The organism is Sediminivirga luteola (assembly GCF_014639315.1).
Taxonomy (GTDB): Bacteria; Actinomycetota; Actinomycetes; order Actinomycetales; family Brevibacteriaceae; genus Sediminivirga; species Sediminivirga luteola.
Genome location: NZ_BMFY01000018.1, coordinates 29,719 through 51,085, shown reverse-complemented (window position 1 = coordinate 51,085; position 21,367 = coordinate 29,719). Strand labels below are relative to the sequence as shown.

At 68.9% G+C, this 21,367-nt stretch carries 18 protein-coding genes and 1 pseudogene; 12 read left to right on the top strand and 7 right to left on the bottom strand.

From position 1 onward, the window contains the following. From cysS to IEW13_RS15645, 9 genes are all read left to right on the top strand, one after another. A complete protein-coding gene (gene cysS / locus IEW13_RS15685; RefSeq protein ID WP_188551873.1) occupies positions 1-1,467 on the top strand; it encodes a cysteine--tRNA ligase in 1,467 nt (488 codons plus the stop codon). After that, positions 1,467-2,411 carry a 23S rRNA (guanosine(2251)-2'-O)-methyltransferase RlmB gene (gene rlmB / locus IEW13_RS15680; protein ID WP_188551872.1) on the top strand — a complete coding sequence of 315 codons (945 nt, stop codon included), beginning with the start codon at positions 1,467-1,469 and terminating at the stop codon, positions 2,409-2,411. Before cysS ends, rlmB begins: the two co-directional genes overlap by 1 nt. A 1,014-nt stretch (positions 2,412-3,425) precedes the next feature. After that, on the top strand, positions 3,426-4,172 hold the full coding sequence (locus tag IEW13_RS15675; RefSeq protein WP_188551871.1) for a hypothetical protein: 747 nt from the start codon (positions 3,426-3,428) through the stop codon (positions 4,170-4,172). Continuing rightward, the gene (locus tag IEW13_RS17880; RefSeq protein WP_444544410.1) at positions 4,126-4,944 is read left to right on the top strand and encodes a NucA/NucB deoxyribonuclease domain-containing protein; all 819 of its coding nucleotides are present in this window, start codon (positions 4,126-4,128) and stop codon (positions 4,942-4,944) included. Before IEW13_RS15675 ends, IEW13_RS17880 begins: the two co-directional genes overlap by 47 nt. Then, the gene (locus IEW13_RS15665) at positions 4,914-5,516 is read left to right on the top strand and encodes a hypothetical protein (protein ID WP_188551901.1); all 603 of its coding nucleotides are present in this window, start codon (positions 4,914-4,916) and stop codon (positions 5,514-5,516) included. The genes IEW13_RS17880 and IEW13_RS15665 overlap by 31 nt, the downstream gene beginning before the upstream one ends. Positions 5,517-5,791: 275 nt before the next feature. Beyond that, the gene (locus IEW13_RS15660; protein WP_188551869.1) at positions 5,792-6,157 is read left to right on the top strand and encodes a YraN family protein; all 366 of its coding nucleotides are present in this window, start codon (positions 5,792-5,794) and stop codon (positions 6,155-6,157) included. After that, a complete protein-coding gene (locus IEW13_RS15655) occupies positions 6,154-7,773 on the top strand; it encodes a YifB family Mg chelatase-like AAA ATPase (protein WP_188551868.1) in 1,620 nt (539 codons plus the stop codon). The genes IEW13_RS15660 and IEW13_RS15655 overlap by 4 nt, the downstream gene beginning before the upstream one ends. Beyond that, entirely contained in the window at positions 7,770-9,035 is a 1,266-nt protein-coding gene (gene dprA, locus IEW13_RS15650; protein WP_188551867.1) for a DNA-processing protein DprA, read from the top strand. The genes IEW13_RS15655 and dprA overlap by 4 nt, the downstream gene beginning before the upstream one ends. A 29-nt stretch (positions 9,036-9,064) precedes the next feature. Next, positions 9,065-10,042: a tyrosine recombinase XerC gene (locus IEW13_RS15645; protein WP_188551866.1), complete on the top strand. Its 978-nt coding sequence runs from the start codon at positions 9,065-9,067 to the stop codon at positions 10,040-10,042. Positions 10,043-10,240: 198 nt separating this feature from the next. Here the strand turns inward: IEW13_RS15645 and IEW13_RS15640 are convergent. The 3 genes and pseudogenes from IEW13_RS15640 to IEW13_RS15630 all read right to left on the bottom strand — a co-directional run bounded on the left by IEW13_RS15640 (position 10,241) and on the right by IEW13_RS15630 (position 13,551). Continuing rightward, positions 10,241-11,244, bottom strand: a pseudogene (locus tag IEW13_RS15640) (zinc-binding dehydrogenase). Between the two features lie 82 nt (positions 11,245-11,326). Next, positions 11,327-12,094: a glucose 1-dehydrogenase gene (locus IEW13_RS15635; protein ID WP_188551865.1), complete on the bottom strand. Its 768-nt coding sequence runs from the start codon at positions 12,092-12,094 to the stop codon at positions 11,327-11,329. Between the two features lie 68 nt (positions 12,095-12,162). Continuing rightward, complete coding sequence (locus IEW13_RS15630) at positions 12,163-13,551, bottom strand: GntP family permease (protein WP_188551864.1); 1,389 nt, start codon at positions 13,549-13,551, stop codon at positions 12,163-12,165. Between the two features lie 246 nt (positions 13,552-13,797). Between IEW13_RS15630 and IEW13_RS15625 the strand changes: the two genes are divergently transcribed. Beyond that, positions 13,798-14,520, top strand: a complete 723-nt coding sequence (locus IEW13_RS15625) for a FadR/GntR family transcriptional regulator (protein ID WP_188551863.1) — start codon at positions 13,798-13,800, stop codon at positions 14,518-14,520. A 72-nt stretch (positions 14,521-14,592) separates the two neighbouring features. Here the strand turns inward: IEW13_RS15625 and IEW13_RS15620 are convergent, their stop codons facing one another. Together IEW13_RS15620 and IEW13_RS15615 are read right to left on the bottom strand one after the other, a co-directional pair. Further along, positions 14,593-15,549 carry a phosphoglycerate dehydrogenase gene (locus tag IEW13_RS15620; RefSeq protein WP_188551862.1) on the bottom strand — a complete coding sequence of 319 codons (957 nt, stop codon included), beginning with the start codon at positions 15,547-15,549 and terminating at the stop codon, positions 14,593-14,595. After that, entirely contained in the window at positions 15,546-16,985 is a 1,440-nt protein-coding gene (locus IEW13_RS15615) for a gluconokinase (protein ID WP_188551861.1), read from the bottom strand. The genes IEW13_RS15620 and IEW13_RS15615 overlap by 4 nt, the downstream gene beginning before the upstream one ends. Before the next feature lie 116 nt (positions 16,986-17,101). On the opposite strand from IEW13_RS15615, the gene eda reads away from it, so the two are divergent. Next, positions 17,102-17,758 carry a bifunctional 4-hydroxy-2-oxoglutarate aldolase/2-dehydro-3-deoxy-phosphogluconate aldolase gene (gene eda / locus IEW13_RS15610; RefSeq protein ID WP_229745240.1) on the top strand — a complete coding sequence of 219 codons (657 nt, stop codon included), beginning with the start codon at positions 17,102-17,104 and terminating at the stop codon, positions 17,756-17,758. A gap of 184 nt (positions 17,759-17,942) precedes the next feature. Then, on the top strand, positions 17,943-18,902 hold the full coding sequence (locus IEW13_RS15605; protein ID WP_229745239.1) for an ABC transporter substrate-binding protein: 960 nt from the start codon (positions 17,943-17,945) through the stop codon (positions 18,900-18,902). 174 nt (positions 18,903-19,076) lie between these two features. On the opposite strand, the gene IEW13_RS15600 is transcribed toward IEW13_RS15605, so the two are convergent. Then, a complete protein-coding gene (locus tag IEW13_RS15600; RefSeq protein WP_188551859.1) occupies positions 19,077-19,751 on the bottom strand; it encodes an SDR family oxidoreductase in 675 nt (224 codons plus the stop codon). A gap of 66 nt (positions 19,752-19,817) precedes the next feature. After that, the gene (locus IEW13_RS15595; protein ID WP_188551858.1) at positions 19,818-20,744 is read right to left on the bottom strand and encodes a D-alanyl-D-alanine carboxypeptidase family protein; all 927 of its coding nucleotides are present in this window, start codon (positions 20,742-20,744) and stop codon (positions 19,818-19,820) included. Between the last annotated feature and the right edge of the window lie 623 nt (positions 20,745-21,367).

The following is a 21,367-nucleotide window of genomic DNA, read 5'->3' as shown; positions in this document are numbered from 1 at the left end:
GTGACATTCCAGCTTTACGACACCCAGACCCGCGAGGCGCGTGCCTTCGAACCGCTCAATGCACCGGCGGTCGGCATCTACGTCTGCGGCGCCACCGTGCAGGGCGCCCCGCATCTGGGTCATCTGCGCACCGCGGTGGCTTTCGACCAGCTGCGCCGATGGCTGCTCTACCGCGGGTACCGCGTCACCTTCATCCGGAACGTCACCGATATCGACGACAAGATCCTCGAGCGCTCGGCCGCCGAGGGCCGGCCCTGGTGGGAGCACGCCTCGCACTACGACCGGCAGTTCAACGCCGCCTACGACGCCCTGGGCGTGCTGCGGCCCAGCTACGACCCGCGGGCGACCGGCCACATCACCGAGATGATCGAGCTGATCGAACGGCTGATCGAGCGCGGCATCGCCTACCCGGCGCTGGACGGCTCCGGGGACGTGTACTTCTCCGCTGCGGACTTCCCGGAGTACGGCGCGCTCACGCATCAGCGCCTGGACGATATGGCCCCGGCGCCCGATGCGCCCCCGGCCGGTAAGCGGGATCCGCGTGACTTCGCGCTGTGGAAGGCTGCCAAGGACGGCGAGCCGGCCACCGCGTCCTGGCCGGCGCCCTGGGGCCGGGGCCGGCCGGGCTGGCACATCGAATGCTCGGCCATGTCCACCAAGTACCTCGGCACCACCTTCGACATCCACGGCGGCGGTCTGGACCTGCGCTTCCCGCACCACGAGAACGAGCAGGCGCAGTCCCGCGCGGCCGGGGACGGCTTCGCCCGTTACTGGGTGCACGCCGGGCTGCTCAACATCGGCGGGGAGAAGATGTCCAAGTCGCTGGGCAACTCCGTATTCGCCGCCGAAGCCATCGACGAGGCCGGGCCCCTGCCGCTGCGATACGTGCTCGGGGCGGCGCACTATCGTTCGGTGCTCGACTACGACCCGGAGGAGTCCCTGGCGCGTGCCGTGCCGGTGATCGAGCGACTCGAGCGGTTCCTGCGCGAGTCCCGGCGGGTGCTGGACGACGAACTGCCGGCGCCGGTGCGCGCGGAGGAAGGATTCGCCGGCCGCGAGGTGGACGTCCCGGAGGAGTTCGCCGCCGCGATGGACAACGATCTGGGCGTGCCCGCGGCCCTGTCGGTGCTGTTCTCCACGCTCAGTGAGGGACAGAAGCTGCTCGACGGCCGGGAGTCCCCGGGGCAGGAGTTCGGCGCGCTGTTTCGCATCGCCGCCCAAGTGCAGCTGATGCTGGAGATCCTGGGCATCGACCCGACCCATCCGGTGTTCGCCTCGGACCGCACCGAGACGCCTCAGGCCGGTGTGCTGGAGCGCCTGGTGGAGGAACTCATCGCCGGCCGTGCCGCCGCCCGCGAGCACAAGGACTTCGCCGCCGCGGACGATATCCGCGACCTGCTGGCACGTTCGGGGGTCGAACTCACCGACACCCCCGCCGGCACCCGATACACCATCAAGGAGCGTTGATGTCAGCCAAGCCGCGCGCCGGTGCCGTTCGCAAGAGCAGCAGCAAGAAGGGCGCCACCAAGGGGTCCGGCGGTCAGGGCCGCCGGTCGCTCAAGGGCAAGGGACCGACGCCCAAGGCCGAGGACAGGGTCTACCACGTCGCCCACAAGCGGGCGCAGCAGAAACGGGCCAAGGCGGAGACGCAGGCCCGCAGGAAGAAGAAGGAGAAGTCCGACGAGTACGTCGCCGGGCGCAACTCCGTCGTCGAGGCGCTGCGTGAGGGCGTGCCCGCCGCGACCCTCTACGTGGCGCACCGCATCGACGCAGATGACCGGGTACGGGAGTCCATCGCGCTGGCCGCCGAGCGCGGCGTCCCGCTGCTGGAGGCCAGCCGTCAGGAACTGGACCGGCTGACCGATGGCGCGATCCACCAGGGCCTCGCGCTGAAGCTGCCGCCGTACGAGTACGCGCACCCGGACGATCTGCTCGCCCTGGCGGCCGAACGGTTCGAGACGCCGCTGCTGGTGGCGCTCGACGGAATCACCGATCCGCGCAATCTGGGCGCGATCCTGCGCTCGGTGGCGGCGTTCGGCGGGCATGGGGCGATCATCCCCGAGCGCCGTGCCGCCGCGATGACCGCGGCGGCCTGGAAGACCTCCGCCGGGGCGGCCTCGCGCATCCCCGTGGCACGCGTGGTCAATCTCACCCGGGCACTGGAAGAGCTGAAGTCACAGGGCGTGTTCGTCCTCGGACTTGATATGGACGGGGACGTCCAGCTGCCGGAGCAGGACTTCGGCCCCGAGCCGGTGTGCCTGGTGATCGGCTCGGAGGGCAAGGGACTCAGCCGTCTGGTCGCCGAGACCTGCGATCAGATCGTCTCCATCCCCATGGCAGCGTCCACGGAGTCCCTCAACGCCGGCGTCGCCGCGGGCGTCGCCCTCTACGAGGTGGCCCGCCGCCGCTGAGGCACCGGTCCCGCAGGGGCACCGGCCCCTCTTGCTGTCCAGCATTGCCGGCCACCTACTGCCGGCCCCTTACTTTCGGGGTGGTGCACTATTTCCGCGTGAGCTCACCGCTTGGAATTAGTGCACCGGCCCGGACGTAACTCTTTCGTCAATGACTTACCGGGAGATAGTGCACAATCCCGTAGCTAGCAGGCAATCGGACTGGACTCAACGCGCGAGCGTGATCGGTGGTCTCGTCGGTCCGGTGAGAACCTGAGGGCAGAGCCATAGACTGAGGCCAAGGCAACCGTGAGCTTTTCCGGTCCGTATGAGCTCAAGGGGTGCATCGAGCGGAGTGTTTCCCGCGGTGACTATGCGGACTCTTCGCAGGTGAATTCCCGGCTGAGAAAGTTAGAGAAAATGAGGAACGGCATGAGGCTCATCGGAACGGGCTCTACCAGAACATCCGTGATGGTATGAACTCGGGTACCGGCGTGCCACGGTCAGGGGGCCGGGCCGAACGTATGCTTCACGCCAGCAGTGACATCAACGCGGCAACTCATCGTGAACCGCGACGACTCTTTACCCCATGGCAGCGGATCTAACGCGTTCTGACTGTAGGGTCTGCAGCGATCCCCCCGGGGAGCGCGAGGATACTCGTTTCCTGTACGGCAGCTGGTGCTGCTGTGCCTCCCATGTAAACGGCGGAGGACTGCGCTGACGTCCGGTGGCGGTGTACCGGCGCCGTCATAGTGCCGGGGCCTGCCGAACTTCTGGGCAGCATCCGGGGCTGCAGCAAGTATAGCGTGAACCTATCAGGTGACCGGTAGTTTGGGCGGGGCTGGATGGTCTACGCGCTGGTTCCAGTGGGCTGACCAGGTCGATGGGCGATGGCGTCGGATGACGTGTATCGCTGCGCTTCCGTGAACAGTGCGTTAACACGGTAAGGCGATTTGATGCTGCATCTAGCGGCGGAGAGAAAGGAGACTCTAGCATAAAAGGGTCCCCGAGCCCTCGACGAAGAGGCAGGATGTCATGCCCAAACGTCACTATGTCCGAATCCTCAGTCTTGCCGTTGCTTTGACTGTCGCTGCCCCATTATTGACCACTTGGTCGTCGTCGCCAGCGTGGGCGCAATGGGATTCCGCTGACGATGTGAAGATCGTGGTTGTGACGGGCGGAATTCCGCGCGTCGCCTATGAGGATGGAGCTGAGATTCCGCACCCAGAGCGCGACTCGCGCGAGGAAATCGAAGCCGCAACTCGTCTCCTCGAGCATAGTTGGGAAGCAGGCGTCACACATGGTGGTGAGAAGTCCACTGAAATCGCTGAACGGATTTACCGAAATCACACCGAGGCTCTCTATCAGAAAAGTTATAGAACACGGGAACTGCAGGGTGATGTTCAGTATCGGGTAGCGGAAGACCCTGAGTATCCACGAATTTCGAAAGACGATTGCCTGGCAACGAAGGGTGATCCGGACTTTGTTCGGGATCCGGAAACGGGTGAGCGGTGGGTATATATGCCTCATGCAAGAGCGGGGTGTGTCGCCGATTCGTATTTAGTTCGATTCGAACTTGATGGCGTGCCTGCTGGGTCTATGACTTTCGATGCGGTAACTACCGTGTATACCGATAACGCTGCCCCTCGCGCTGATGTGCATTTTTCGATCGCGAACGTTACGTACGATAATCCCCTGCTGGCAACTCTCACAATTGGCCTTCCGGAGACCGCTGATGACTCTGCGTTGCGTGGCGAGTATGTCGAGTATGGCGTTTTTTGAGCTCGAAGTTCCGCGACTGCTAACATTCGATGAGCCAAACAACGAAACATACCAGTACATGATGGAATTTTATGATGAGGTGGGTGATGACGTTCGGGCGATCATACACGGGCGTTGGATTCGCTTTACCCTCTCGGACCCTTTGGGTCGGTACGCCTCTTTAAGCTCCCCTACGAGTATCGGGATACGTGGCGATGGGCACCCTGTGTTCACTGCTGGCCGAGGAATGGTATTAAGTGCGTGGGATCAGTATGAGATCGATGATGACGATCACACCCTTTTGAACCGAAGTCTGCTGACTTTCAGGCCTTCCATCGAAAGAAGTCCTATGCACAGGGCCTTTGTCGCCGACGCACTCGGTGGAACCGGTGACCTTTTCTACGATAGAAATTCCCGGGCTGCAGCAGGTGCATGGGTGTTTGACGTGTTGACACGCAATTATCCAGGGCCACATCCGAGAAACGAGTCTGCTGCTACGTGCTCGAGCCAACTCGGGATACGCCCGGACGGGTACGATTGCGATGAGTACCCTTACGCGAGCACATGGCAAAGTCCCGAGTACAGTAGGGAAAACAGGGAATATTGGGAATATGATGATCTTGCTTACTCGGTGCGTTACGTGCCTAGTTCGGATAATCGAACTGCCGGAGCTGACCTGGCCGTTTTCTATCGTAAATCCAGAATAATTCCGAACAGTGCTCCTTGGTCGGATGAGTTTGTGGACGATATCATGTACCAGCGATGGAACGAGTTCAGGGTGGGGGTGCAGTGACGCTCTATACGGAAAGTCAGTATTTTCATAATGACTTTGGATGGCTCCAAGCCGGAACGAGCGTGGCCTCCCTGGATCATGGGCTGCGCATTCCCTCGGTGATTTCGAGAGCGTTGCCGCTGTATCTGGACGAAGAGTTCATACTGATCGAGCCCCCGATTATCAAACAGGTCATGCTCGTCACGGTTTCGCTTCATGAAGATAGGCCGCAGCCCCCAGACCCGGACAACCCACCGTCGTTCTGGGCGGAGACGACCTTGCGGTTCCCGGACGGAGGTAAATTCTACGTTCTGGTCGCCCCCGATACCTGGCCGTTCACACCGGCGCCAGAAGGCTGGTACGGGTTACGAGTGACGGCCTGGCCCGGCGTCTCGTGGGACGGCGCATGGATTGAGGATTTCGCGCAGCGGGGCGATCGACAGGCCGGCCCGGACCGCTGGATATTTGACCTTTGGCCCTCAGCCGCACCGGAAAGCGGGAACGTAACTGGCAACGCCCGGGATGCCATTAAACGCCGGTTCTCCTGGATCGGTGAAACCGATGGTGCCTTGCACTATTCACCGCCAGAGTGAGGGAGACGGGCCAAGACCTGCACCAAGACCTGCGCCGGGTGTGATGTCTCAGGAAGCGGTAGCAAAGACCTGCGCCGGGTGGTGCAGTGTGTGCAGGCTCACGGCGTTATCCCGGCCGAAAGTCACAGCCGGGTTGGCCGGCACGTCACATGTCTCTGCTAGTCCGCCTGGTCGTCCACAGCCGTGGCCGGTCCGGTGGTTCCGGCCGGCTCCGCCCTGCAGCATCGTCGCTATGGACGACAGCCGAGCGATGCGAGGGGAAGGGCGGTGGCGGGATGCGCGCCAAGGACGCACTGGGCGCCTGGGGTGAGGACCGCGCCAGACGCTATCTGCGGGGACTCGGCTGGCAGATCCTCACCAGCAACTGGCGATTGCGCGACGGCGAGCTGGACATCATCGCGATGGACGGCCCGACCCTCGTCTTCGTGGAAGTGAAGACCAGGCGGGGCAGCGCCGCCGGGGACCCGCTGGAAGCGGTCACACCGCAGAAGCTGCGTGCCCTGCGGCGGCTGGCCGGCGCCTGGCTCGCCGAGCAGGAACAGCATTACCCGTCCGTGCGGCTCGATGTCATCGGCATCGCGGTGCCCAGGCGGGGCCGCCCGCAGCTGTCGCATGTGAGCGACGTCGGGGAAGCGGCATGAGTGCCGCGCCGGAGGCCGGCGAGCTGCGTGCCGAGAGCCCGGGGCCGGCTCGCGCTGCAGCCCCCGTCGGAGGTGGCGAGCGACGATTGCGGCTGGGCCGGGCACGCGCCATCGGGCTCGAAGGGCTACGGGGTCATCTCGTCACGGTCGAGGCGTCACTGAACGACGGGCTGCCGGCGATGACCGTCGTCGGGCTCCCTGACGCCTCGGTCAACGAGGCGCGCCAGCGGATCCGCACGGCGCTGAGCAACAGCGGCTGCGCGATGCCGGCCACCCGGATCACGGTCAACCTCTCGCCCGGCGAACTGCGCAAGGTGGGCACCGTCTTCGACCTGGCCATCGCGGTGGCGGTGATGGCCGCGGCCGGCCACCTGCATGCCGGTGCAGCCGAGGCCACCGTGCACCTGGGGGAGCTGGGCCTGGACGGCAGGCTGCATCCGGTCCGCGGGGTCATCGCGGCCCTGCTGGCCGCACGCGAGGCCGGAATCGACCGCGCAGTCGTCCCCGCCGGCAACGCCGCCGAGGCCGCCCTCGTGCAGGGCATGCGCATCCGGACCGCGACCAGCCTGGCCGAGGCGGCGAACATCCACGGCGCGAACCTGCCGGCACCGCAGCAGCCGATGGTGAGCGCGCGAGTCCCGGAGCGCGCCCCCGGCGGTCCCGCTCCGGCGGATCTGGCGGCGGTCAGAGGACAGGTGCAGGCGCGCTGGGCGCTGGAGGTCGCCGCGGCCGGTGGTCACCACATGCTCATGATCGGCACGCCCGGCGCCGGGAAGACCCTCCTGGCGAGCGCCTTGCCGGGGATACTGCCGCCGCTGAGCGAGGAAGAAGCCGTCGAAGTCGCCGCCGTCCGCTCGCTCGCCGGGGTCTTCGACCCCGAGACCGGGCTGGATCGCACGCCGCCGTTCGTGGCGCCGCACCATCGCACCTCACCGGCCGCCATGACGGGAAGCCCGCGCCGGGCAGGGCTGATGGCGCAAGCACATCACGGCGTCCTGTTCATGGACGAGGCGCCGGAGTTCCGCAGAGACGCCCTGGAACTGCTGCGGCAACCACTGGAATCGGCGCGTTACAGCGTCGACCGGGCGGCGGAGTCGGCCACCTTCCCCGCCTCCTTCCAGCTGGTGATGGCCGCCAATCCCTGCCCCTGCGGGAAAGCGGTGGGCACCGGCATCGGCTGTGAATGCCCGCCGATGGCGCGGCGCCGTTACGCCGCCCGGCTCTCCGGTCCGGTCCGTGACCGGATGGACGTTCATCTGGAACTGCACCCGGTGGCGCTCAAAGACCTGCAGGACACCCGACCCCAGGAAGCCTCCGCTGACGTCGCGGCCCGGGTGCGGCGCGCACGCGAGGCGCAGCGCCGGCGTTACCAGGGCCTGCCCTGGCGGCTCAACGCGCAGGCCGACGCCAGCTGGTTGCGGGAACGGTACGCCTTCAGTCCCGCCGAGATACGCGAGATCGACGAGGCCCTGCGGCGCGGCCTGCTGAGCATGCGGGGCTATGACCGTGTCGTCCGCGTGGCCGCCAGCATCGCCGACGTCGCCGGCAGAGAGCGTCCCACCCGCGAGGATCTCCTGGCCGCCCTCACTCTGCGGCACCCGGAGGCGACTCCATGAGCGCGACGAACCCGGTGGCGCACACCGGCGGCACCGGAGTGCACCAGCTCGGAGCGCGCCAGTGCGCCGCTGACGAGGAAGACCGGCAGGCCCGCGCCGCGATCCTGCGGCTGAGCGAGCCCGGAGACGGACTGCTGTTCCTCGCCGTGGAAGTGTTCGGCGCCGCCGGCCTCCTGCGTGCCGCGCAGCGGGGCCGCTGGACCCGGCCGGAAGCGGAACAACTCGACGCCACGATCCGGGAACGCGGCCTGAGCGTGCGGCCAGGAATGTTCGGTGCCGCGCTGGACCGCTGGAAGGTGCGGCTGGAAGACGCCGATGGCGTCCGCGACCTGCGTGGTATGGCCCGGCTCGGAGCGCGCCTCGTCGTCCCCTCGGATCCGGAATGGCCTCCCGGCCTGGCCGATCTGGGTCTGGAGCAGCCGCTGGGCCTGTGGGTGCGCGGCGAGCACCGGCTGGATCGGGCGCTCGAGCCCTCCGTCGCGCTCGTCGGCGCCCGGGCCGCCAGCGGCTACGGTGCGCACAACGCCGGGGTGCTGGCCTATGAACTGTGCGGCCACGGCGTCACGGTCGTCTCCGGGGGCGCGTACGGCATCGACATCGCCGCCCACCGGCATGCGCTCAGCGCCGCTCGTCACGAACGAGGCCACCCCGGCACCGTGGCGTTCATGGCCGGGGGAGTGGATCGCCTCTATCCGCGCGGCAACGCAGATGTCCTGGAGGAGATAGCCCGGCGCGGGCTGGTCGTCTCCGAGACCGCGCCGGGGATGAGCCCTATGCGGCAGCGTTTCCTGCAGCGCAACCGGCTCATCGCCGCTGCTTCGCAGGCGACCGTCGTGGTGGAGGCAGGCTGGCGGTCCGGGGCGCTGAACACCGCGCGCCGTGCGGCTGAGCTCGCCCGCCCGGTGGGCGCCCTGCCGGGCTCCGTGCACGCGGCCGGTTCGGCCGGCTGCCACCGGCTGATCCGGGAAGGCGCGGCCGAGCTTGTCACCTCCCCGGACGATGTCCTTCAGCTGCTGCCGGGTACGGGCCTCGACGCGGATCCAGGCCACCAGGACACCCTCGCCGCTGGCGCCGGCGATGACCTGAGCGATCTGGAGAAACGCCTCTTCGACGCGCTGCCGGTCAGAGGCGGATCCGATATCTCCACCCTGTCCAATCGCGCCGGACTGCCGGTGCCGGAGGTGATGTCCGCGCTGGCCGCGCTCGAACTGCGGGGCCTGACGGTGCAGGCGGCACGCGGCTGGCGCAAGAACCCCTCCTGATGCACGGCACGGCGCGTAGCATGAAGACCATGGCCGCCGAGCAGGACTCTTCCGCCCGCACCGGGCAGCATGCTCTGCCCGGCGAGTTCGCCGAGACCTGCGAGGCCTTCGCCGAGCATCTCGCCGCCGAGCGCAACCGGTCCGAGCACACCGTACGTGCTTACCGCACGGACCTGGAAACCATGCTCGCGGCACTGGCCCAGGACGGAACCCGGACGCTGGCCGCCATCGGCCTGCCGCAGCTGCGCGCCTGGCTGATGCGGCCCGAGGTCGCAGCGCTGGCCCCGGCAACACTGGCCCGGAAGATCGCGGCGGCACGGACCTTCTTCGACTGGGCGCGCCGCAGCGGACGGATCGAGACGGACCCCTCCCGGCGACTGCAGGCACCCCGCCACCGGGGCCGGCTGCCCACCGCGCTGAAAGCGGAGCAGGCGGCGGAACTGCTCAGACTGGCGCACGAGGCCGCGGCCGCCCCGGATGCCGAGCCCGAGCTGATCCGGGACGCCGCCGTGGCCGAACTGCTCTACGCCACCGGCGTGCGTGTCTCCGAACTCGCCGGGCTCGACTGCGCCGATGTCGACTTCTCCCGCCGTATGCTCACCGTCCTGGGTAAGGGCGACAAGGAACGGCGCGTGCCGCTCGGCGCACCGGCCGCTCAGGCGCTCACCCGCTGGATCGACGGACCGAGGGAGCAGCTCGCAGGACGTAAGACCCGCCCCCCGCAGGACGCCGATGCGCTTTTCATCGGGATCCGCGGCGGCAGGATGGGCCCGCGCGCCATCCGCGAGGTGGTGCACCGCCTCGCGGCGGCCGTGCCCGGTGCCCCGGACATCGCCCCGCACGCGCTGCGGCACAGCGCCGCCACGCACCTGCTCGAAGGCGGCGCTGACCTGCGCACCGTCCAGGAGCTCCTCGGCCACGCCTCGCTCTCCAGCACCCAGATCTACACCCACGTGTCCACCCGCCGCCTGCAGGAGAGCTACCGCCAGGCCCACCCCCGCGCCTGAACGGCGCCTGAGACACGCGGCTGCAACGGCCTTGCTCCGCTGAACGGTGGTGATCCCCCGCGCCACGGCGATCGGTACCGGGGCCGCGGAGGAACAGACGGGGCCGCGGAGGAACAGACCTACCTCACCGTAAGGCTCTGACAGCCGTCGCGGTTCGTGGCACGGAGAAGCTTCCCGCGCTGAAACGAGGAGCGGTCGTCACAGGGCGACGATGACCTTGCCCGAAGCCTGCGAGTCCCGCGCCGCCGCGAACGCCGCAGCCGGGTCGTCCACGGTGAACTCGTGGGTGATGACCTGTTCGATCTCCGGCCGCTCGGCCAGCAGCTGGACCGCCGCCCCGATCTCGTCCTTGAACCGGAATGTGCCAAAGAACCGCAGTTCCTTCGCGATGAACGGCGCCAGGTTCACCGGTCGTGTCTCATTGGGGACCATTCCCACCTGCACGACCGTACCGGCCGGCCGGGCCGCCGTCAGCGCCGCCGAGATGGACGCCGGCACCCCGGAACACTCCAGCACCACATCGAAGGCGTTCTCCGGCACCGGCTCCCGCGAGACGTCGACGGTGCGGTCCGCGCCCTGCGCCGCCGCGCGCTCCAGCGGCCCCGGAAGGACATCCGTCGAGGCGATCTCAGCGGCCCCGGCGGCACGCGCCGCGGCGACGCTCAGCAGCCCGATGGGCCCCGAGCCGGTCACCAGCACGCGGGCCCCTGCCAGGTCGCCGGCCTTGGAGACCCCGTGCAATGCCACCGCAAGCGGCTCAGCCAGCACCGCGCGACGTACGGGCAGCCCCTCCGGCAGCACGCGCACCATCTCCCGCTCCACCACCAGGTACTCAGCCATGCTGCCCTGAGTGTGCGGCCAGGTCGAAGCGCTGCCCAGGTAGGAGCCGCCCGCCCAGAGATGGGGCTCATCGGCGTATGCCTCCACCGGCGTACCGAACCGAGCCGGATGCACCGTCACCGCAGTGCCCTGCGCCAGAAGTCCCCCGGGTCCAGATCCACCCGCCCGGAGAGCTCATGACCGGGGATGAGGGGCTCGCGCACGACGAACTCGCCATTGGCGCCCTCGAAGTAGTAGTGCAGATCTGAACCGCAGATGCCCACGTACTCCACCCGCAGCCGCACCTCGCCCGGCCCCGGTACGGGAACCTCGGCCCGGCGGACGACCGTGCGCTCCTTCGCCTCGATGTAAACGGCGCGCATTCCTTTCCTCGCTCTCATATCGTGTCGCTGATGAGACTGACGTACTGCCGCCGCCGTGGTCGGCAGCCCGGTCTGTTCCGGTTCAGACCACCGCGGTCATGCCGCCGTCGACGAACAGGTTCTGCCCGGAGACGAAGCTGGAGGCGTCCGAGCTGAAGAACAGCAGCGCCCCGGCCAGCTCCTCGAAGGAACCCCAGCGACCGGCCGGGGTGCGGTTCACCAGCCACGAGTTGAACTGTTCGTCCTCCACCAGGGCACGGTTCATCTCCGTGGCGAAGTACCCGGGTGAGATGGCGTTCACCTGGATGTTGTGCCCCGCCAGGTCCGCCGCCATGCCCTTCGTCAGCTGCGCGACGCCGCCCTTGGTGGCCGAGTACGCCGCGATGGTCTGCCGCGCCAGCAGGGACTGCACCGAGCCGATGTTGACGATCTTTCCCGAGCCACGCTCGATCATCGCCGGGACCAGGAACCGCGAGACGTAGAAGACGCTGCTCAGATTGGAGGCGACGAGCGCGTCCCAGTGCTCCACCGGGTACTCGGCGAACGGTGCGCGCCGTTGCAGTCCGGCGTTGTTCACCAGGATGTCCGGGGTGCCGTATTCCCGCAGGATCCGCGCGACGGCGGCCTCGACCGCACCGGCATCGGTGACGTCGAAGCCGATGCTGGCTGGTTCCTGGCCGGACCGCGACGCCGTTTCCTCCGCGGTCCGGGCGATGGCATCGGCGTCCCTGCCGTGGACGATCACGCGTGCGCCCGCATCGGCGAGGGCGATCGCGAGCGCCCTGCCCAGGCCCCGGGAGGAACCGGTCACGAGTGCCAGGCGGCCGCGGACATCGAACAGTGCAGACATGACTTCCTTAGGCGTGAGTACGATCGGATGTTCCGGCTCAGCGGGCTTCAGCACCGTGATGCGAGGCTTCAGAAGGCGGAGGCGATGAGGTAGACGACGCCCACCAGGACGAAGCCGATGATCGACTGCAGGGCCTGCTGCACCGTCCACGTCTTCAGGGTCGTCTTCACGTCCATGCCCATCAGCCGGCCCACCAGCCAGAAGCCGGAGTCGTTCACATGCCCGGCGAACACCGAGCCGGCGGCGGTGGCCAGGGTGATGCAGGCGACCTGCACAGCGTTGAAATCCCCCGCGATCACAGCGGGAGAGGCCAGGCCGGCAGCGGTCACGAGGGCGACCGTCGCCGAGCCCTGCGCCAGGCGGATGACGACGGCGATCAGGTAGGCGACGATGATGACCGGCAGGCCCAGCGCTCCGAGCGAGTCGGCCAGCGCATCGCCGATGCCGGAGGCGCGCAGCACCCCGCCGAACATGCCGCCGGCGCCGGTGATGAGGATGACCGAGCAGATCGGGCCGAGCGCCGAGTCGAGGATCTTCTCCAGCGCGGTGCCGTTCTCTCCGCGGCGGTAGCCCAGCACGAAGGTGGCGACGATGACCGTGATGAGCAGCGCGATCGCCGAGGTCCCCAGGAAGGAGAGCGTCTGGAACCAGACGGTGTCCTCGCTGACCACGCCGGCGGCACGCAGGGTGTCGAGGCCGGTGTTGAGCAGGATGAGGAACATCGGCGTCAGCAGCAGCGCGATGACCGTCCCCACACCCGGCGGGTTGGACGGCTGGTCGTCGTCGCGGTCGCCGAAGAGGCTGGGGACCGGGATCATGGTCCGCTCGCCGACGAACTTGCCCCACAGGTAGCCGGCCGTGTACCAGAGCGGGAACGCGATCAGCAGGCCCACCAGCAGCACCAGGCCGATGCTGGCCTCGTAGAACTCCGAGGCGGACACCGGACCGGGGTGCGGCGGCAGGAAGACGTGCATGACGGAGAACGCCGCCGCGGTCGGGATGCCGAACAGCACGACGCTCTTGCCGGAGACCCGGCGGGCGACGGCGAAGACGATCGGCAGCATCATGACCAGGCCGGCGTCGAAGAACATCGGGAAGCCCAGGATGAGCGAGGCGATGCCCAGCGCGAACGGCGCGCGTTTCTCCCCGAAGGTGCTCACGAGCTTCTCGGCCAGGACCCGGGCGCCGCCGGAGTGCTCGATCAGGCGGCCGAGCATCGCGCCGAGAGCCACCAGCAGGGCCACGGTCCCCAGCGTGGAACCGAAGCCGCCGGTGAGGGTGTCCGAAAGCGCTGACATCGGAATGCCCGCGGCGATGGCCGTCAGCGCCGAGACCACGATGAGCGTGATGAACGCGTGGACCTTGAAGCGGATGATGAGGATGAGGATGAGGGCGATGGCGCCCGCGGCGATCGCGAGCAGCGGCCCGGCACCCAGGGTCTGGGTCCAGTCTTCCATTGAAATCTCCATTGATCGTATGGGTCGCGCGGCCGCTCCGCCGTGCATGCGCGTGCCCCTGCGGGATCGTGCGTGTGCCCGGCCGTGCGGCCTTACCGCTGGAGCTTGCCACAATGATCGTACTTATTGCAAGAAGTAGTCACATCTGTGGAGGGAGGCCGGTGTGCCCATGCCCTACGCTGTGGTGAAGACGCCGCGCCCGCGCAGTGCCCGCGGGTGTCCCTCCGACCAAGGAAAGCAGGTCCAGTGCCGCACGCATCCCGCAGCAGCGCCCCCACTCGCGCCTCCCACGGCTCGGTGCTGGACGATCTGGGTTTGCGGATCGCCGACGGCGTACTGGCGCCGGGCACGGTGCTCACCCTGGCCGGTCTGGAGGAGGAGTACGGCGTCTCCCGTACCGTCATCCGCGAGGCCGTGAGGGTGCTCGAAGCCAAGGGGATGATCGAGTCCCGCCGCCGCATCGGCGTCACGATCACGCCGATGAGCCGCTGGAGCGTGCTCGATCCCGTCCTGATCCGCTGGCGGCTGAGCGGGAGCACCCGCCCGCAGCAGATCGTCGCCTTGACCGAGCTGCGGCTGGCCATCGAACCGGTCGCCGCCCGGCTGGCGGCGCAGCGCGCCTCGGAGCTGGAACGTGCGGAGATCGGCCGGCTGGCGGGGCTGCTCAAGCAGCTCGGCGATGCGGGCAAAGGCGACAGCGAGGAATATCTCAGCGCTGACATCGCCTTCCATGACCGCATCCTGGAAGCTGGCGGCAACCTGATGCTGACCGCGATCAAGCAGCCCATCGCCGAGGTCATCACCGGACGTCACAACGCCGGTCTCACCCCGGCGCACCCCCTGCATGGCGCGCTACACAACCACGTCGAGGCGGCGACCGCGATCGTGCGCGGCGACGCGGACGGCGCCGAACGGCACGTCCGCGGCTACGTCGAGACGATCCTCGCGGAGGTCCGGGCGGAACAGTAGACGCCGGCGGCAGAGGCGCTCGGCTCCTGCCTGACGGGGGCGGACGTCCGGGCGGCTGAGGCGCGGCGCGCCTCAGCCGCCCGTGACCAGGTTCGGGCAGTCCTCGCCGGCGAGCACCTGCAGCAGATTCGTCACGGCGCCCTCGGCCATCCGTTCCACCGCCTCGGCGGTGTGCGCGCCGCTGTGCGGCGTGGACACCACGCGCGGGTGCCCGACGAGCGGGGAATCCACCGGCGGCTCGACTTCGTAGGCGTCCAGCCCGATCCCGTGCAGCCGACCCGAGTCGAGTGCCGCGAGTGCGGCGTCCTCGTCGATGAGGCCGCCGCGGGCAGTGTTGACGATGATCGCGCCGGCGGGCATCGCCTTGATTCTTCCGGCGCCGATGAGGTGCCGGGTCTGCGGGGTGAGCGGGATGTGCAGGCTCAGCACATCGGCGGCCGCGACCACCTCGTCCAGGTCCCCGGGGACGATGCCGGCCGCCCGCAGCGTCTGCTGCGGCACGTTCGGGTCGCTGCCGTGCACGGTCATGCCCAGCCCGGCGCCCATCGCCGCCACCTTCCTGCCGATGGCGCCCAGGCCGATCACGCCCAGCCGGCGCCCGGACAGCTCCACGCCCTGCCCGCGCGGCCAGCCCCCGGCGCGCACCTGGGCGTCCAGTTGCGGGATACCGCGGGCGACGGCGAAGGCGAGGCCGATCGCCAGTTCCGCGACGGCGGTGGCGTTGGCTCCCGGCGTCACGGTGACGGCCACCTGGCGCTCGCGGGCGGCCGCCAGGTCGATCTTGTCGGTGCCCACGCCGTAGCGGGAGATGACCCGCAGGGAACCGGAGGCCTCGATGACCTCCCTGGTGTAGGAGTCGACTCCCGCGATGACGCCGTCGACGTCCCGCAGGGCCCGGATCAGCTCCTCGCCGTCGAGCGGGCGGCCGGCAGTGCTCAGCACGACCTCGTGCCCGGCCGCGCGGAGTCGCTGGAGGGCCGGGGCCTCTGGCGTGCGGCACAGGGATGTGGAGGTGACGAGGATTCTCACGCCGGGAGCTCCTTGGGGTTGGTGCGCGCGTAGCCGTCCAGGTATCGGCGGAACTCGCCCTCGTAGTAGGCGTGCCGTTCCATGTCCGGGATCACCCGCCGGCGCCCCCCGGCTTCGCGGAAGGCCGGCTGGTCGTCATCGAGTCCGGCAGAAAGCAGCGCCATCCGCACGGCGCCCACGAGAGAGCTGTGCTGCAGGGAGGAGATCTCCATCTCCGTGCCGAAGACATCGGCGGTCAGCTGCGTCCAGAAGGGGGATGAGAGCACGCCGCCGGAGAGCAGGATGCGCCGGGGCGTGCCGCCCACCGCGATCAGCTCGCGGTAGCAGTGGTACAGGCCGAACACCACCCCGTGCAGCACCGCCTGGTACATATCGGCGCGGGAATGGCGCGGCTGGAGCTCCAGGAAGCCGCCGCGGCGCTGATCCTGCCAGCCGGGGCACCGCTCGCCGAAGAGGAACGGCATGAACAGCGGCAGGTCCCGCTTCGCGGTGCTCAGCAGCGGTTCGATCTCCTCGAAGCTCGTGGCGGCGCCGAACAGCCGGTCCTTGGCCCAGTCGACGCAGTTGGTGCATCCCGATGTGGCCGCACCCGAGAGCCATCCGACGGGAGAGCGGTACGCCCAGGTGCTCAGCCTGGGGGAGAGGACCGGCGCGGAGGCGGCGAACCGCAGCGCCCCGGAGGTGCCCATCGAGAACGTCATGTCCCCGGGCTGGCTCGCGCCGTCGCCGACCTGGCTCAAGCCGCCATCGGGCCCGGGCAGGAGGACCGGTGTTCCGGGGCGAAGGCCCAGCAGGGTGGCGGCCTCGGCAGTGAGCGGTGCGGTGTCGGTGCTGGCATGGAGCTCCGGCAGCACGACCCCCTGGAGCCCCAGTCGCTCGACGATCTCCGCGTCCCAGTCGCCGGAGCTGGTGCTCAGCAGGCCGGTTCCGGAAGCCTGGGCGGGGCTGGTCCAGGTCCGCCCAGTCATCCGGGCGAAGTTCAGGCTGTTCTGGTCCAGGACGAGTGCTCCCTCCAGCGGGACGCCCTGTTCTTTGAGCAGCATCAGCTTGAACGCCGGGTAGATGGCGTTGACCATGCACCCGGTGCGCTTATAGAACCAGGCGGTGAAGGCCTCGTCCTCGCGGAGCCGGGCACAGAGATCCTGCGCCCCCGTGTGGGGCCACTCCTGCACCGGCGTCAGCGCGGAGAGGTCGGGCCGGCGCAGCGTGAGGCCGTGATAGGTGCCGGAGAGCGCGATGAGGTCGACCGCGCGCCCGGCGGCGGCCTCGCGACCAAGCGCCATGAGCTGGGTGAACAGGCTGTCCCCGTCCCGGACCGCGGGGTCTGCGCTCGCGATCTCGAACCGCCGGGTACGCACCTGCGTTTCCTGGCTGTCCGTGTCGAAGAGCATCGTCTTCGCTGACGTGGTGCTCGCTTCGAGCGCGAGGATGATCATCGGCCGTCGCTTCCTTGGGGTCGGTGCTCGGGTGGCGAGGCCGCCCACGGCAGCACCGCCTGCCGCAATGATATGATCATTTCCGCCCGGAATGGAACTCCACCGAAAGGCCGATGATGTCTGAGGTTCTCGATTCCCTCGCCGCGCACGGCGTCGTCCCGGTCGTCGCCGTCGATTCGGCCGCGCAGGCCGCCGCCCTGGCCGGGGCGCTGGCTGAGGGTGGTCTTCCGGTCGCGGAGATCACCTTCCGCACTCCGGCGGCCGAGGCGGCCATCGCCGCTGTCGCGGGGCGCGGTGATGTCCTGGTGGGCGCGGGCACCGTCGTAACCCCCGCCCAGGTGGACGCGGCTGCGGCGGCGGGTGCGCGCTTCGTCGTTTCCCCGGGTACCTCCCGCGCCGTCGTCGAACGGTGCCGGGAGCATGGCCTCCCGGTACTGCCGGGTGCCGTCACGGCCACGGAGATCCAGGCCGCCCTGGAGCTCGGTCTGGACACGGTCAAGTTCTTCCCCGCCGAGGCCTCCGGGGGAGTGGCGGCGATCAAAGCGCTCTCAGCTCCGTTCCCCGGGGTGTCGTTCGTGCCCACCGGGGGCGTGGGGCCGGGCAATCTGGCGGACTACCTTGGGCTGGACTCGGTGCGCGCCGTGGGTGGGTCGTGGATGGTCCCGGCCGCAGCGATCTCCGCCGGGGACTGGACGGGCATCCGGGATCTCGCCGGAGATGCGGTGCGCCGCGTGGCCGGGCTCCGCTCGAGTGGACGCGCGGCCACGCCCTGATGGGGCCTGGGGAGACCGGAAAGTGGCGATGCCTGGGGGCCGGGCGGCTCTGAGCGCGGCGGTCCAACGAAAGTGGGCTAGGCTAACCTCACTGATGAGTCGAGCTCATTGCTGAGCTGCCGTGAAGGAGCCCTCTGTGACCTTGCTGCCATCCCGTACGCCCCGGACGTCCAGACTCGCCGGCGTGCTGGCTTCTGCCGCCGTCGTCGCTGTGATGCTGAGCGCCTGTGCCCCCGGTGGCGGGGCCTCCGGTTCCGAATCTTCGGGTGAGCGGTCCGGCGACGGGGCGGACGGCGCGTTTCCCAGGACGGTTCAGACCGGCAAGGGGCCGGTGACGATTGAGGAAGCCCCGGACCGGGTCGTGGCGCTGAGTCCGACGAACGCCGACGAGCTGCTCGCCCTCGGCATGGAACCGGTGGCAGTGGCGGCGGATCCGGCCACCTTGAGTGAAGAGGCACCGTGGATCGCGGATGAGATCGAGGACATCGCGCACGACGATTTCCATACTGCCGGAGGTGACCTGAACGTCGAAGCCATCGCGGCGGTTGAGCCGGATCTGATCGTCGCGCAGACCTACCAGGTTGCGGACGATGCCGTGTACCAGCAGCTGAGCGCCATCGCGCCCACCGTGACGCCGGATTCGCAGGACGGCAATGTGGACTGGGACGTGCGGCTGCGGGCTGTGGCCGAGGCGGTCGACCAGGCCGAAGAGGCCGAGCGCATCATCGCGGACATCGAGGAGCAGTTCGCTGCCGCGGGCGAACAGATCCCGGGCATCGGCGGCAAGACCTACCAGTGGATCCGCGTGGACCCGGACGCGTTCGCCTTCGGCAATGCTTCCGTGTTCGATCTGTTCGGCATGCGCCCCGCCGGCAACCAGGACAATACGATGAACACCGATCCGCTCTCATTCGAGCGGATCGGGGAACTGGACGCGGACTTCCTGGCGGTGTGGGCACCGACGCCGGAACTTCGCGAGCGCATCGATCAGGACCCGCTGTTCCAGGACTTGCCCGCGGTCCGCAACGGCACCGTCTACTACGCGGACCTCGCCTTCGCCACCGCGATCAACTCGCCGGCTCCCGCAGCACTGGAGTGGCTGAAGGACTCCATCGTCCCGGCGCTCGACGAACTGGCCGACTGAGATCTCACCGCGCCGGTCCGGGGAGTGCAGGCGGGCGGTGGCTTCTCACTGGAGGCCTGGTGAGTGTGACGTCGTCACAGCTCCCAGGGATCGAGGGCGCGGACGGGTGTGCGCCGTCCGGCGCGAGGCTCGGGCGGACCGGATCCACCGGACTCCTCGAGTAGATCCGGCTGGTTAGCCGCGCAGTGCCACGGACAGCGCCTCAGCGAGTGGACGGTCGCCCTCGGCGAGATCGAGGTCCTTACCGATACTGGCGTCCTCGGTCAGCACGACCTGGATGAACTCGGCCACATCGGCGCGACGCGTCTTCACTCCCCGGTTCAGGTCCGTGCCGGAGAGCGCGACGGTCCCACGCGAGGTACCCGGATCGTCTGTGAGCCCGCCGGGTTTGACGATGGTCCAGTCCAGGCCCGAGTCGCGCAGCGCCTCGTCGGCGGCGCGCTTGGCCTCCCAGTAGGCCGCGAAGACCTCGTCGGTGCCCTGTGGCACCGGATCCTGAGCGCCGATGAAGGAGATCTGCACGAACCGGGTGATTCCGGCACGCTTGGCCGCGTCGATGCTCTGCAGGGAGCCGCCCAGATCCACTGTCTGCTTCCGGGCCACACCCGATCCGGGGCCGGCGCCGGCAGCAAAGACCAGCGCGTCGGCGTCACCGATCTTCGCGGCCAGTGCCTCGGAATCCTCCGCCTCCAGGTCGTGCAGCACCGGGGTACCGCCGTCCGAGCGGATGTCGTCGGAGTGCCCGGGATCCCGGATGACTCCCAGTACCCGGTCGCCGGCCTCGCTGAGCCGGCGGGTCAGCTGGCGGGCGATGTTCCCGTGGGCGCCGATGATGGCGATGGTGCTCATGACTCTCCTTGTGTCGAGTGCGCCGCCGTATGACGGTCTTGTCCTCTCCTCCGGGCAACACGGCATTCAGCCCGCCCATTCCCAATGCCACGGCTCGGGCAGCGAGCCGCCGGCCTGAGCCCACGGCGGATGAATCCAGCCATGCGCCGGAGCATGGGTGCGCATCCATTCGTGTTCGCGGGTGCCGAAGCGGTTGATGCCGCCGCCCAGATCCACCGCCAGGCCCCAGCCGTGATTCGAGGTGCCCGGAGTCGCCGCCATCCGGCCCTTCTCCCTTTTCAGCCGCACCTGGGACGCGTAGTCGCGGTAGGCGTCGGTCACCGCGATCGGCTGGCCGAAGGCGGCCTGGAAACTCCGGTTGAGCGCCTCGAACCCGCGCGCGGCGTCACAGCGCAGCAGGTGGTGGGGCGCGTGGCCGATGGGGCACAGGGCGACCGCCGGAATGCGCCCGTTCTCATGGCCTCCCCAGGGGCCCGCGCCGCTGCCGGAGGGGCGCTCCGGCAGCGGCTCAGGACGCTCGGCTTGCGGAAGCAGGATGGGAGAGCGGGATACGGCCAGCAGACCCATCGGGTCGACGTAGGTGCCGTTCTCCCGCACACCCCAGTGCACGCACGAGGTGTCCGGGCAGTGCCGGGGCTCTGCCGCGAGAGTGCCCAGTACCGTGCTCGCTTCGACGTGCTCCCCAGCGCGGAGCGGTGATTCCAGCGGCTCGAAAGAAGACAGACGCGAGCCGACCCGCAACGTGAGCACCGGCCGGCCGGCGACCATCCCGGAGAAATGAACCGTCCCGGCCGCGGGAGCAAAGACCTCCGTCCCGGGACGCGCTTCCAGATCGACGCCCCGATGCCCCGCTAACCACTCTTCCGGTGGCGGTTCGAATCCGCGGATCACGGCGGACCCCGGGAGCGGATGCCGCCAGCCTGCATCGGCGTCCGTTCCGGGAACCGTGCCGGGCGCGGCGTTCACAGCCGGCAGCGCCGCCCAGCTGGTCATGGCGACGGAAGCCTCCTCACCGCCGCCGACGCGGTGATCCCCGCCGGCTGCGGAGTGATGGCCGCGGGCGTGCTCGTGAACGGGCGCGCCCACGGGCGCCGCTGCTGCCGGGCACCCGAGCCAGACGGGAGCGGTGAGGCTCAACAGCAGGAGGCGCAGCGACCCCAGCAGCCGCGCACGTCTGCCACTGCTGTGGCGCCCTGGCGCGACCGGGACGGCGCCGGACGCCGGCTCCCGGGCACGCGCCGCGGAACGGCCGGCGCTATGTATCCGCAGGTGCGAGCAGGACGATCTCGAACGGAGGGAAAGAGACGATCTCGAATGGAAGGGCAGAACGGTCATGCGCTCAGCTCAGCAACCCGCGGCCCGGCGCGGAAGGCGGGAGTCTCGTCCTGTGGATCCGCCTGGCCGGCCGCGGCTCGCTGTGACGCGGCGTGGCATCGGGACAGCGGTCCTGTGCCCTCGGGACTGCACGTGGTGGGTGTTCACTGGCCGTTTACGCGTGGGATAGTCATGGATAGTCATGCGCGACGCGTCCGCCTCTAGGCTGGCGTGGACGAGTGGAGCGCCGCGTGACCGGTCCTGGCGCCGGCCGGGCGCAGGGCCTGCAGGTCCGGCGCGAT

Coding starts and splice junctions, on each gene's coding strand:
- IEW13_RS15655 (WP_188551868.1), top strand. CDS start 6,154: ATGAGTGCCGCGCCGGAGGCCGGCGAGCTGCGTGCCGAGAGCCCGGGG.
- IEW13_RS15635 (WP_188551865.1), bottom strand. CDS start 12,094: ATGTCTGCACTGTTCGATGTCCGCGGCCGCCTGGCACTCGTGACCGGT.
- IEW13_RS15645 (WP_188551866.1), top strand. CDS start 9,065: ATGGCCGCCGAGCAGGACTCTTCCGCCCGCACCGGGCAGCATGCTCTG.
- IEW13_RS15595 (WP_188551858.1), bottom strand. CDS start 20,744: ATGACCAGCTGGGCGGCGCTGCCGGCTGTGAACGCCGCGCCCGGCACG.
- IEW13_RS15665 (WP_188551901.1), top strand. CDS start 4,914: ATGGAACGAGTTCAGGGTGGGGGTGCAGTGACGCTCTATACGGAAAGT.
- IEW13_RS15630 (WP_188551864.1), bottom strand. CDS start 13,551: ATGGAAGACTGGACCCAGACCCTGGGTGCCGGGCCGCTGCTCGCGATC.
- IEW13_RS15660 (WP_188551869.1), top strand. CDS start 5,792: ATGCGCGCCAAGGACGCACTGGGCGCCTGGGGTGAGGACCGCGCCAGA.
- IEW13_RS15675 (WP_188551871.1), top strand. CDS start 3,426: ATGCCCAAACGTCACTATGTCCGAATCCTCAGTCTTGCCGTTGCTTTG.
- eda (WP_229745240.1), top strand. CDS start 17,102: ATGTCTGAGGTTCTCGATTCCCTCGCCGCGCACGGCGTCGTCCCGGTC.
- IEW13_RS17880 (WP_444544410.1), top strand. CDS start 4,126: ATGACTCTGCGTTGCGTGGCGAGTATGTCGAGTATGGCGTTTTTTGAG.
- IEW13_RS15615 (WP_188551861.1), bottom strand. CDS start 16,985: ATGATCATCCTCGCGCTCGAAGCGAGCACCACGTCAGCGAAGACGATG.
- dprA (WP_188551867.1), top strand. CDS start 7,770: ATGAGCGCGACGAACCCGGTGGCGCACACCGGCGGCACCGGAGTGCAC.
- rlmB (WP_188551872.1), top strand. CDS start 1,467: ATGTCAGCCAAGCCGCGCGCCGGTGCCGTTCGCAAGAGCAGCAGCAAG.
- IEW13_RS15600 (WP_188551859.1), bottom strand. CDS start 19,751: ATGAGCACCATCGCCATCATCGGCGCCCACGGGAACATCGCCCGCCAG.